This is a genomic window from Domibacillus aminovorans (genome assembly GCF_001643235.1).
In the GTDB taxonomy this organism is placed as follows: domain Bacteria; phylum Bacillota; class Bacilli; order Bacillales; family Domibacillaceae; genus Domibacillus; species Domibacillus aminovorans.
In genome coordinates, this window is sequence record NZ_LQWY01000042.1 from 24,253 (window position 1) to 35,046 (window position 10,794).

The following is a 10,794-nucleotide window of genomic DNA, read 5'->3' on the forward strand; positions in this document are numbered from 1 at the left end:
TATTTTGCTATTTTAATCAAACTTTATTACAAATTATCAATCTTTTTTATAAAGCTACAACTCCATCCATAAACATACTTTTTTTAGTCCATACATACTTCAACTAATCTGCCCCGATAGTGAAATAAGAAAAATCCTGAATTAACAGGATTTTTCATCGGACTTTATTATTAATTATCAATCTTTTTTATAAATGATCAGACTTTGTTATAAATTATCAAACTTTTTTTCAAACCTACATTAGTTTAAGTGTAATTCTTCACAAACTATTAGCAGGTTTATTTAAAAGTCTTATATATATATAAGAACTGAGCGAGAAATAACGCTCAGTTCTTTTGCAGACATCCAGTTTCATAAATGTGCGATTATATTATTTTCGTACAGCTTCAAATGTAATGAGTTGGCTATCTTTTGATGGTTGCTTTTTGTAAGTATAATCGGCAGAACAAGTAATATCAGAAAAACCAACGCTTTCTAATATAAGTTTGAATTCTTCGATTCCGTACCATCTCATTGCAAACTTCTGTAATTCTGTGTCTACTAGCTTACCTTTTCTCCATTTCTCGTATTTTAAATAAGATAAGGTATATTGGTCGACCCAGTTGATTTCAATTGATTTGTTTTCTAATGAAATGCCTTCTTCTTTAGAAAGAGAAAAGGTTGAAGTAGTAATTTCTCCTGTACGCCAATTACTTGGGAATTCCAAATCAACTATTACACGTCCCCCTGGCATAAGATGATTATAAAAGCATTTCAGAGCATCTTTAGCTTCTTTTGTACTCTCTATCAAACAAAAGGAGCCTGTAGGTATAACAATAGCTTCATATTTTGATTCCAAAGAAAAACTACTTAAGTTACCTTCATATAGCTTCGGATTTAAACCTCTTTCTCTGCATCTTTTCCGACAAGAATCTAACATTTCAGGTGAATAGTCGATGCCATCAACAATAAATCCCTTTTCAAGCAAAGGAATAAAGAATCGTCCTGACCCGACACCAGCTTCAAGTATCTTCCCTCTAGTCCCTTTTAATCTTTCATGATAATATTCAATATCACCGTCAATTGAATACCCCACTGGCTTGGTAAAATCATATACTTCCGTACTTAATGCACCATAATAACTAAACATTTCTTTTCCTCCGATATAATATGCGGAAGAACTTTAATTGAATTATTAAAACTTCCGCACCTCAAATTTGTTAGATGTAGGTAAAGAGCTGACTATCATATTAAATCACTCACTTTCTATACAATATTGTAACATTATATACTTTTTTTAGACTCAATGATCTTTAATTAACGCCCTCGTTAGTTTAAATACTATTCTTCACAAACTATTAGCTGGTTTAGGGCCATCCAATTTTAGTTGGAATATAGTTTTAATAGTTCTTGTATTGGTAAATTATTTGTATTGTTCACATCAATAAAATATGCTAATTGCCATTTTTGTGTTTCGATAGCTTGTTTGCTAGTGGGAGTGTCCCAACTAGGATAAACTCTAATTGCCATTTTTCCTTTTGCAGTGGCCGTTTTAAGGATATTTTGCTTTACAAGAACTTCTTTTGGAAAAATGAATTGTCCAAAATGATTATTACTAGTAAAGGTATTAATAACCAATAAATCAGTAGCATTTTCATATGAAAATGCTTGGTTTTTATTATCTCCATCTTTTTCCCAAAAGGCAACAAACTGTCCTATCTTGGTAGGTGTTATTTTTGCGACTCTAAATCTAACCGTTTTAGAATTTAGCTGAAATATCCCAGCTCCATAATCTGAATTTTGAGCTTCTTCTCGGATAGCTTTTATAGTTAAGTGATTAGGTTCATAAAAAATTTCATTTACATATGTTAACGCCCTATAAAATTTATTCATTGTTGTACTCCTTATTTTTTATACTACGAAATACAATACCTTCTTGAATAGAATAGGCTAATCATAAAATGTCGTCAAAATTTTCTTATCTTAGAGCGAAATGAAAACCAAGACATTTTTGAAAAAAGTATAGCCCTATAAGGATACTCCATCCATAAACATACTTTTTTTAGTCCATACATACTTCAACTAATCTGCCCGATAGTGAAATAAGAAAAATCCTGAATTAACAGGATTTTTCATCGGACTTTATTATTAATTATCAATCTTTTTTCTAAATGATCAATCTTTTTTTCAAACCTACACTTTCACTATAAAAACACCCCTTTAGATAACCATATCCAAAGGGGCAAAGCATCGCGACTTTATTCAAAGCATCGCATCTTTTTTATATACTTCGCGACTTTATTTTAAATCCACAGTTTTTCCCCATTGTACAAATTTGTCTGGAGATGTATCTTCTGAATGGCAGCCCGTTATGACTGAATAACAAATAGAAATGATCAAAGAAAAAATAGTTGTTCTTTTCATGACATTCCCTCTTTTCAATACGATTATAATTTTCAAATCTTCTGTGCCCTATATCTAGCAGCATTTATCCAAGATAAGAAGCAAGCATAAGGGCTAGTTACTCTATCGGCAAATAGCCTATCACTCTAGACGTTTTAGGATCAACTAAAATGGTTGGAGCACCGCTAACGACTTTTTCAGCTTCTTGGAATATTACTACTAGGACTTCTTTATTTAAAAAGTTTTTATCTGTTAAAACATAGTCATCATTTACAACCCTTTTTTCTACTTTTGCATTTTCCCAATCCTTTGAAGCCGTTTCTTCCCAGCCGTTTTCATTTACATATGCCCAAGCATTTTTTATATACTCTCTATTATCCTCCCTGCTGTCACTTGTCACTTCCAGAACAAATGCATAGTTGGCATCCCCCTGTGAGAGGTGCTCTTCTTTCTCATCCATCCACCACACACCATAGTCAAAGTAGTAGATGCCCTTTTCTTTTGGTGCCCTGAAATGATTATTTTTCACAAATACTTCTGTTTCATTTCCGTTATTATTCTTTTTAACGTGAATTTCATTTGGCTTGGGTTCGTGATTTATAAGAAATTTTACTTCTTCATTTGGTTTCACTTTTATAGGTGGTTTGCCTCTTAACAAGTCCACTGATCCCGCACTATCCGCACAGGTACCATCCCAGCAATAACTCCCCAGTTTGGTATCATATGATTTTTTTTCAATCTGAATCATGGCTTTTGGCGGCTCTCCCCTAGTTATATCATTGTTCGAGCAGCCCATAAGATGAAAACAAAAAAATAATGAAGCAACCATCCATTTTTTCATTTCTCTTGCCTCCCAACTAATCATCTAACACCGCTCTGGTTTCTGCTGTTAGTTTGAAATAAAGTTTGAACGAAAATATCTCGCGAACCCGTATTCTACGACATACAAAAAGAATCCTTAAAAAGCGGCTTCAATTTGTCGTGTTTCTTCTATTATATATATCTGCCAAGCGACCCGTCTTTCCACTTATGAATCGCATGTTTCTCGCGGTCCATTATCTTTTGCAAATAGATCATCGTTGTTTCAATCTTTTCGTGCCCTAATGCTCTCATGATGTCGTAAATGTCCACGCCATTGAGATAAGAAATGATGGCGAATGAGTGTCGGAAAACATGAGCGGTGATTCTTGTTTTTCGGGCTGCCATAAAAGGAAGATCCAGTCGCTCAAGGGCATTACCGAGATACTTTGCCAAGTAAGGAGGAGAAAATGCCTTACCTGTACCTGTTGGGAAAAGCGGCTCCATGCTATCGTTTGGAAAATCGGCTGACAGGAAACGAGCCTTCCGGTACTTGATAATACTGCGCATCACTTTCTCCTTTTAACTCATACGTTTCTTTTTGTTCACAAAAACATTCCATAATATTATCTGACTCCTCCTTGTGTGTCAACTTGATGCAATTTTTGTTTTTTTTGTATAAACTTTAATTAAATGGAAATAATGTTATTATACGAAACATTTTGCTATGTTAATTTCGAATAATTAAAGCTGGGGTAACCCGGCTTTTTTTATATCGAAATAACAACGTACTATTAATTAACCTTTTTAGCGATTTTCCTAATAACATCAACCGCTGATTTCGGCTCTGTCGCTTCATCTTCTAACAAATCCGCAACAGCAGGAAGGTTTTCTTTTATACCGTCCAGTTGCTTAATGATCGACATGCTATTCTTCCTTATGTGTCCATTGTTTGTATCGACTGGATATAACTTTGGTTGCTGCACATAAATTCCTTTTGGATAGTTAAACTGTTATTGCACGAGAACTCAACTCCCTCTTGCATACGACAGATTCACTCCTACTGGCCGAGGGCTTTGGCTCCCCTTGGTTTTTGGATAAACTTTAATTGAATTAGATATAATGTTATTGACTGGAACATTTTGCTGCTTTAATTTCCGGTTTTTAAGGTCGGGGCAACCCGGTTTTTTTAATGGTTCTTTTCAATTAACTACTTACAACTTTACCATTTGAATCGTTGCTACATATTCTGAAAACAGGTAGGGACCCCCTCCCTCCAATCTGCTTTTGCTTAGGTCTTCCTCAGCTTTTTGTATAAATTTCCGTGAAGTGGGTAAACTTCTTCATGGTTTGATGTTCGACCTTTCTGGTAAAGGGCTTTTTCCAGATAGTCTTTGTCCTAGCTGATCTTTACCTGTTCCCAAATTTCCTCTTTGCAGAGGTTTTGTCCTATTTATTGTCGAACTTCAAATTATGGCTCCATGCGATATCACTCTAACTTCATGTGCATTATAAATGGAGTATAAAATCCACTACGCTAATGCCATCGGCTAAAGAGGAGGGTTGAAAATGTCTTTAGAAAGCCTAAAAGATCTGTTAGGAACGTTATGTTCTTACAATGCGATCGACATCACTCATACCTTTGAAAAAGACGGACAATCTATAGCATCTGTTTGTTGCTTAAAAGACACTTCTATAATTGAAGTAACAATGCTTCAAACTCAATCTATTGAACAATATGAAAATGTAGATGAAGCAGCCATTGTGATCGAAAGTTTGGTAAATTAACTATCCGTGTATAAACCAGACTTTAGTCGTCCATAATGTAAACAAGGGTTTCACACTCCCTACAATTGAATAGTCTTGCATTGGAATGGGATACCTAACTGGTCATCCCTTCCTTTATGTGTCTACTACTTAGTAATGACGTATTGTTGATTACGCATTTGCTAAGTACAGCATTTTTGTTTATCCTTAAATCACCAACCCGATAGTAAAAGCGTCTCTACTTATTGTAGAAACGCACCTGTTAATTGAATATAGTTATGGCTATAACAAACTCAAACTTTCGAGAAATAGATAGACCCCTGTACAAATCAAAAGGATATATGTAAATATTCTAAAAGTCCGTTGGCTAAGCCATTTGAAAATAATTTGACCTATAAATAAACCAAGAAATACAATTGGAATTGAATAGAAACTTGATTCCCATATTATTTTGTTAGTTCCAGTAATAATTATTTGGGTTATTAGACTAATGAAATATATAAAGAGATAAAAAGCTAAAGTAGTTGCTCTTAACTTCCCTTTTTCAGTATCTGTTCCTGTAAAGTAAAGCAATAACGGAGGACCAGGCATACCGATACTTGTAGTTAAAACACCTGATAATCCACCAACTGTGAAGTCCCTTAATTTTGTTGATTTAACCTTAAAATTGCAAATCAGTAACAATGTTAATAGTAAGAGAAGTATACTAACCCCTAGCTTTAAAGCGTTAATGTTGATATTAATAAAGATTAAAACACCAAAAGGTACACCAACTATACTCCCTAAAGTGAATCTTTTTACTAGTTTAAAATCAATGTCCTTTCTTATCTTCAAAATTAATGATATTGAGATAATTAAAGATAAAATAATATTTATTTGTATGGCTTCCTGTGGTAGGAACAACATTAGTAAGAAAGGTGTTGCCATTATGGAAAAACCAAGACCTGTACTTGATTGCAGTATAGAAGCCACTAATATAATACTTATGAAAATTAATTCAGTCCCCAAAACATCCCTCCAATTTAACAAACCCACTTATTGGTTTTTTCACATTTTTTGTGGAAGAAAGCTCCCACCCCCTCATTTCTTGTGCATAATGGTCTTCATTTTGAAACAGTTGGTACTCTCCTTTTGGAGAAATATAATGTGTCAAATTGGACTCTTCGATGTGAGGATATGTAATCGTCATAGCTGTATATCCTTTCTTTTTTAGTTTATCTTGAGAAAACTTCAATCGCCATTTTAACCTTCCTATGATAAAAAACGTCTTCATTTTGTCGTGTTTCTTCTATTATGAACAAAACGAGTTTTTATACAACTCAACAGGTCGCAGAATTGCTTAATAAATCTGTGCCCACGATCTATAAATACATACAGGATGGGAAATTGATCCCCGTTGATGATTTTTGGCGGGCGCACCGTGGCAAATTATTTGATAAAGATGCAGTACACGCATTTAAGCAAACATTAGAGGGAAATTCGGGCATGACGATAAGTGAAGCGCTGGTTATTTAGAAACAACTCGATCTGCGGTTCAAACATACCTGGATGAAGGACTGATTCCTTTTAATAAGAAGGAATGGAGAAATAAAGAGGTGACCTTTATTCAAAAAGTGGATCTCGATACCTTTAAAGAAACACACCAGCGTCGTATGCAGCAGGACCGAATCAAACAGCGGATCTTTTATGACCGGAAGAACAATTATGCATTTTACCAACGCTTCTCTTCCGATCAGATCCGTGAAGCGAGATTAATCCGGATGAAGGATAAGTGGGCCTTTTTACTTCTGCCATCTGGAGAAGAAGTTTCTTTTAATGAAGGAATCTATAAATTTGAATTAACACCCGATTATCCTCTAACATTTGGAAAACGAACGGGTACACCCGGTTACGCCAAGATTTCAGCGCTGCCGCTCGGCTATTCCTTAACACGTCAATTCATTGACCTGCTCTATCAGCAAGGATCGATCTCCAATGTGTATATGGATATTCAAGAATCGCAGATGGCCATTCTACTGAAAGATACGTCTTTTCATGATGTTCCAGCAGAAATGGCTCATTTCCTCGAAAGTAAGCTGGAAGAAGGGAAAATAACTATTCACCAAAATCAGATAAAAATCGAATCCAGTGAAACGATCCTTTCCATTGCTGTATCGAATGAAATAAAGGATAAAATTAAAGAAATGGCTGATCAACAGGATACCAGTATGCAGGAGATAGCTAGCCGGATCATTGATGAATACTTTAGCAAATAAAACAAAGGAAGGTAAATATAATTACTGATAGTGGTGTTGCTTTAGTGTGGGTTTATAACAAAGTTTGATCAATAGTTTTCCTTCAACCCTTATATAAAAGCAAATCAAAAACCAACATTTTGAAAAAAGAATGATCAAAATATTGGTTTTCTTTTGTTTAGATAATCTATTTTTGGTTATGTATTTAAGTAGTTTTTGAGGTTTTTAGAGAAGTTCACGTACCATATCCAAAATCGGTCGTTTTTAGTAAATCATTGCCCAAAAGTAGTGAGATAAGTGAATAAAAAAAGCAGTACCACCGCTATAAAAGTGTTGGTACTGCCATACAGAGTGACAAGCATTTTGTTAATTAGAACGTACTTGCTACTTTAACAGCCTTTTCAAGCCCTGCAGCAATAATTTCTTCTGCTTTATCAGGGAATTGGTTGTGACCTTCAATCACTACTTTCTCCATATCTTTTACACCGAAGAAGTTCATCATACTTGCTACATATTTAACAGCCATTTCTACTTCAGCTTTTGGTCCTTCAGAATATACACCGCCACTTGCGTTTAATAATGCTATTTTTTTATTTCCAATAAGACCTACTGGACCTTCTGGCGTATATTTAAATGTTTTTCCCGCGCGGTTTAAGTAATCAATATATGTGTGTAGTACAGCTGGGATTGTTAAATTCCATAAAGGGAAACCAAATACAACTTTATCAGCTGCAAGGAATTGATCTAAATATTTATCAGCAACAGCTACTGCTTTTGCTTCTTCTGCTGTTAAATCAAATCCTCTACTAGCTTTAAAAGTACCATTAATCATATCTACTCCTACATATGGCAATTCTTCCTTGTATAAATCAAGTTCTACCACTGTATCATTTGGATGTGATTCTTTATAGCTCGCTAAAAAAGAATCATATAATTTCACACTAACTGCCTGATCTGCTGGGCGATTGTTTGCTTTTGCAAATAAAACTGTTGTCATTTTTTGTTCCTCCTGTTATTCACTCTTATGTTGTTATATATTTATCTACTAAAAAGGGCATTATATTATTCTTTATAATATCTTTTTAAAACTATATTCCATTTCTCCACCTAGAGCTTCAGCTGTATCACCAGTTTCTCTGAAATCATGTGTATGAATTTCTTCAAATGGACCAAAATTTACTTGCTTATAGAATTCATAACAAGGGAATCCATCATGTGCACCTTGAATATCGACAGTACCATCTTTTTTGACATGTACAGTTAATAGATAATCAACGGGAGGTGCATATACATTTAATGGGTTGCTAGCACTAGCACTCATTTGAAATTTGACGTCATCTGACCCCCATACAACATCAGTGCACAAAATACCTTCTGTACTAGCTTTTCCTGTTCTTTTATTAACGGAACCATCAGGAGTTGTGATTCTTTCTGTTGTTATTCCAGTATTGGCATATGTGAAAATTTCTTTTTTATAAAAATCTACAACTACTTCTTGTTCAATTCTGGAACGCATAGCGTTTACAGCATAAGGTGTAAATTCACGTGAGTCACCTTCGAATTGAATCATGTTTCCTGTTTGAATATCCTTCTTAGGTTCAGTCCAAGACATTGGAATAAATACACTTGCTCTAACTTTAACGATATTAGTCATGAGATACACCTCTATAATTCTTAAATTTATTTTGGGTAATAATATCGACCCATTGAGCAAAATAGGTCGCAATTTCTTTCATATAATTAATTGCTTTCCTTTAATATTTGCTGCTTGTAATTTTTTATTTAATATTTATATCTAAATCTTCGCTTTAAAACTGTATTCCATTTCTCCAGCTAGTGCTGCTGGGGTGTCACCAGTTTTTCTGAAATCATGTGTATGAATTTCTTCAAATGGACCAAAATCTGTTTGCTTATAAAATTCATAACAAGGGAACCCATCATGAGAGCCTTCAATATGCGCAACACCACTTTTATTAACACGTATAGTTAATAAATAATCAGCCGCAGGTGCTTTTGTATTTAAAGGATTGCTGGCACTTGCCTTCATTTCAAAAGAAACTTCATCCGCGCCCCACACAACATTCGTACATACAATGTTTTCTGTACTTGTTTTTCCTTCTTTATAATCAATTGAACCATCTGGATTTGTAACTTTCACAGTTACCATACAAGCGTTTGCATATGTGAAAATTTCTTTTTTATAAAAATCAATAATCACTTCTTGCTCTAATCTTGACCTCGTTGTGTTTACAGCGTATGGTGTAAATTCGCGTGCATCACCAGTATATTCAAAGATCCTTCCTGTTGTAGGATCTTTAATAGGTTCCAACCAAGCATACGGTGCAAATACACTTCCTCTAATTTTAACGATGTTAGCCATGAGAACCCTCCATAATTTATTAATTCTGTTTAAGTGAATCCTATTTCTTTCATAATCAAATTATAGTCAACTTGATTGACTATGTCGTGTATAGTACAATGTATTTCAAATAAAGTCAACTTAATTGACTTTATTTGAGGAGGTTTTATGTATGACTCATGAAGTATTTAGTAAATTGGATCTTACATCACTTTTATCATTATCCTTTAGTACATCAATTAATGAACTACATGAAAGATTGAGTGAATTGGGATTTGGAGATATTAGACCTGTACATGGTTTTATGTTTAAATGTATCACCCCCAACGGAGCAACAGGTATAGAACTAGCCGAATATTTAGGAATTACAAAGCAAGCTGTGAGTAAAATGGTGGATTATCTTGAGAAAAGTGGTTATGTAATGCGCAAAACTCATCCCACTGATAAGAGAGGAAAAATTATTGTTTTGACCGAACGAGGTTGGTTAGTAGTGAAAGCAAAAGAGAAGATACTAACTGAGATTGAGCAACGTTGGATTGAAAACATAGGTACCGAACGACTGCAAATGCTCAAAGAAGATTTAACAAAATTAGTTTATGAAGCAAATGAAGATAAATTACCAACGAGATTAAGACCTGTCTGGTAATCATAGAGCTTATAAAAGGGACTATTTGTACATTCATCAACATAAAAAATAAATAGTCCCCCTAAACAGTAAAAGTAAGCATTTTTCGGTTCTGGTGCAAAAACTTCAAGACAGTTGCAAATCATCTTTAAATCTTGGAAATACTGATACTATTACCCTAAAAAAGGTGCGTGATCAGTATGGAAAAGCAACATTTATTCAAGTGGAAACATTATCATCATGATATTATTTTACAAACAGTAAGATGGTACCTACGGTACAACTTGGGCTTTCGGGATTTGGTGGAATTGATGGAGGAACGGGGCTTATCCATTGCTCATACAACGATCATGCGTTGGGTTCATCAGTATGGTCCTGAACTAGACAAACGAATCCATCGTCATCTCAAGCAAACCAATGACTCTTGGAGAGTCGATGAAACCTATATCAAAGTAAAAAGTCAATGGATGTACCTGTATCGTGCTGTTGATTCGAAAGGAAATACCATCGATTTTTACCTAAGCAAAACAAGAAATCACAAGGCTGCAAAGCGGTTCTTCAAGAAAGCTTTGCAGTCTTTTCATCATTCTGAGCCTCGTGTCGTGACAGTCGATAAGAATCCGGCTTAC

The 10,794-nt window shown here is 34.6% G+C and carries 14 protein-coding genes; 5 read left to right on the forward strand and 9 right to left on the reverse strand.

What is annotated here, in order from left to right; all coding sequences use genetic code 11:
- Nucleotides 1-370: 370 nt before the first annotated feature.
- The 5 genes from AWH49_RS13835 to AWH49_RS21010 form a co-directional block, all read right to left on the reverse strand.
- Complete coding sequence (locus AWH49_RS13835; protein WP_063966198.1) at nt 371-1,129, reverse strand: class I SAM-dependent methyltransferase; 759 nt, start codon at nt 1,127-1,129, stop codon at nt 371-373.
- A gap of 233 nt (nt 1,130-1,362) precedes the next feature.
- Complete coding sequence (locus AWH49_RS13840; RefSeq protein WP_063966199.1) at nt 1,363-1,872, reverse strand: MepB family protein; 510 nt, start codon at nt 1,870-1,872, stop codon at nt 1,363-1,365.
- A gap of 628 nt (nt 1,873-2,500) precedes the next feature.
- Complete coding sequence (locus AWH49_RS20535) at nt 2,501-3,223, reverse strand: hypothetical protein (RefSeq protein WP_063966200.1); 723 nt, start codon at nt 3,221-3,223, stop codon at nt 2,501-2,503.
- Between the two features lie 152 nt (nt 3,224-3,375).
- Complete coding sequence (locus tag AWH49_RS13850) at nt 3,376-3,750, reverse strand: tyrosine-type recombinase/integrase (protein ID WP_063966201.1); 375 nt, start codon at nt 3,748-3,750, stop codon at nt 3,376-3,378.
- Between the two features lie 224 nt (nt 3,751-3,974).
- On the reverse strand, nt 3,975-4,106 hold the full coding sequence (locus AWH49_RS21010; RefSeq protein ID WP_280512833.1) for a hypothetical protein: 132 nt from the start codon (nt 4,104-4,106) through the stop codon (nt 3,975-3,977).
- 643 nt (nt 4,107-4,749) lie between these two features.
- On the opposite strand from AWH49_RS21010, the gene AWH49_RS13855 reads away from it, so the two are divergent.
- Entirely contained in the window at nt 4,750-4,968 is a 219-nt protein-coding gene (locus AWH49_RS13855; protein WP_063966202.1) for a hypothetical protein, read from the forward strand.
- 261 nt (nt 4,969-5,229) lie between these two features.
- Here the strand turns inward: AWH49_RS13855 and AWH49_RS13860 are convergent, their stop codons facing one another.
- Entirely contained in the window at nt 5,230-5,955 is a 726-nt protein-coding gene (locus tag AWH49_RS13860) for a sulfite exporter TauE/SafE family protein (RefSeq protein WP_063966203.1), read from the reverse strand.
- 285 nt (nt 5,956-6,240) lie between these two features.
- Here AWH49_RS13860 and AWH49_RS19385 point away from each other — a divergent pair, with 285 nt between their 5' ends.
- Both AWH49_RS19385 and AWH49_RS13870 read left to right on the forward strand, forming a co-directional pair.
- Nucleotides 6,241-6,462 carry a helix-turn-helix domain-containing protein gene (locus tag AWH49_RS19385; protein WP_082862855.1) on the forward strand — a complete coding sequence of 74 codons (222 nt, stop codon included), beginning with the start codon at nt 6,241-6,243 and terminating at the stop codon, nt 6,460-6,462.
- Between the two features lie 80 nt (nt 6,463-6,542).
- Nucleotides 6,543-7,202 carry a hypothetical protein gene (locus tag AWH49_RS13870; RefSeq protein ID WP_063966205.1) on the forward strand — a complete coding sequence of 220 codons (660 nt, stop codon included), beginning with the start codon at nt 6,543-6,545 and terminating at the stop codon, nt 7,200-7,202.
- A 349-nt stretch (nt 7,203-7,551) separates the two neighbouring features.
- On the opposite strand, the gene AWH49_RS13875 is transcribed toward AWH49_RS13870, so the two are convergent.
- From AWH49_RS13875 to AWH49_RS13885, 3 genes are all read right to left on the reverse strand, one after another.
- The gene (locus AWH49_RS13875; protein ID WP_063966206.1) at nt 7,552-8,178 is read right to left on the reverse strand and encodes an FMN-dependent NADH-azoreductase; all 627 of its coding nucleotides are present in this window, start codon (nt 8,176-8,178) and stop codon (nt 7,552-7,554) included.
- 72 nt (nt 8,179-8,250) lie between these two features.
- A complete protein-coding gene (locus tag AWH49_RS13880) occupies nt 8,251-8,835 on the reverse strand; it encodes a DUF3238 domain-containing protein (RefSeq protein ID WP_063966207.1) in 585 nt (194 codons plus the stop codon).
- A gap of 141 nt (nt 8,836-8,976) precedes the next feature.
- On the reverse strand, nt 8,977-9,561 hold the full coding sequence (locus AWH49_RS13885) for a DUF3238 domain-containing protein (RefSeq protein ID WP_063966208.1): 585 nt from the start codon (nt 9,559-9,561) through the stop codon (nt 8,977-8,979).
- A 151-nt stretch (nt 9,562-9,712) separates the two neighbouring features.
- Between AWH49_RS13885 and AWH49_RS13890 the strand changes: the two genes are divergently transcribed.
- Together AWH49_RS13890 and AWH49_RS13895 are read left to right on the forward strand one after the other, a co-directional pair.
- The gene (locus AWH49_RS13890; RefSeq protein ID WP_063966209.1) at nt 9,713-10,186 is read left to right on the forward strand and encodes a MarR family winged helix-turn-helix transcriptional regulator; all 474 of its coding nucleotides are present in this window, start codon (nt 9,713-9,715) and stop codon (nt 10,184-10,186) included.
- A gap of 179 nt (nt 10,187-10,365) precedes the next feature.
- A partial coding sequence (locus AWH49_RS13895) for an IS6 family transposase (RefSeq protein ID WP_063966210.1) occupies nt 10,366-10,794 on the forward strand: 429 nt, incomplete at its 3' end.

Excerpts from the sequence above, each read along its gene's own strand:
- AWH49_RS13835 (WP_063966198.1), bottom strand. The coding sequence starts at position 1,129 with ATGTTTAGTTATTATGGTGCATTAAGTACGGAAGTATATGATTTTACC.
- AWH49_RS13840 (WP_063966199.1), bottom strand. The coding sequence starts at position 1,872 with ATGAATAAATTTTATAGGGCGTTAACATATGTAAATGAAATTTTTTAT.
- AWH49_RS20535 (WP_063966200.1), bottom strand. The coding sequence starts at position 3,223 with ATGAAAAAATGGATGGTTGCTTCATTATTTTTTTGTTTTCATCTTATG.
- AWH49_RS13850 (WP_063966201.1), bottom strand. The coding sequence starts at position 3,750 with ATGCGCAGTATTATCAAGTACCGGAAGGCTCGTTTCCTGTCAGCCGAT.
- AWH49_RS21010 (WP_280512833.1), bottom strand. The coding sequence starts at position 4,106 with ATGTCGATCATTAAGCAACTGGACGGTATAAAAGAAAACCTTCCTGCT.
- AWH49_RS13855 (WP_063966202.1), top strand. The coding sequence starts at position 4,750 with ATGTCTTTAGAAAGCCTAAAAGATCTGTTAGGAACGTTATGTTCTTAC.
- AWH49_RS19385 (WP_082862855.1), top strand. The coding sequence starts at position 6,241 with ATGAACAAAACGAGTTTTTATACAACTCAACAGGTCGCAGAATTGCTT.
- AWH49_RS13875 (WP_063966206.1), bottom strand. The coding sequence starts at position 8,178 with ATGACAACAGTTTTATTTGCAAAAGCAAACAATCGCCCAGCAGATCAG.
- AWH49_RS13880 (WP_063966207.1), bottom strand. The coding sequence starts at position 8,835 with ATGACTAATATCGTTAAAGTTAGAGCAAGTGTATTTATTCCAATGTCT.
- AWH49_RS13885 (WP_063966208.1), bottom strand. The coding sequence starts at position 9,561 with ATGGCTAACATCGTTAAAATTAGAGGAAGTGTATTTGCACCGTATGCT.
- AWH49_RS13890 (WP_063966209.1), top strand. The coding sequence starts at position 9,713 with ATGACTCATGAAGTATTTAGTAAATTGGATCTTACATCACTTTTATCA.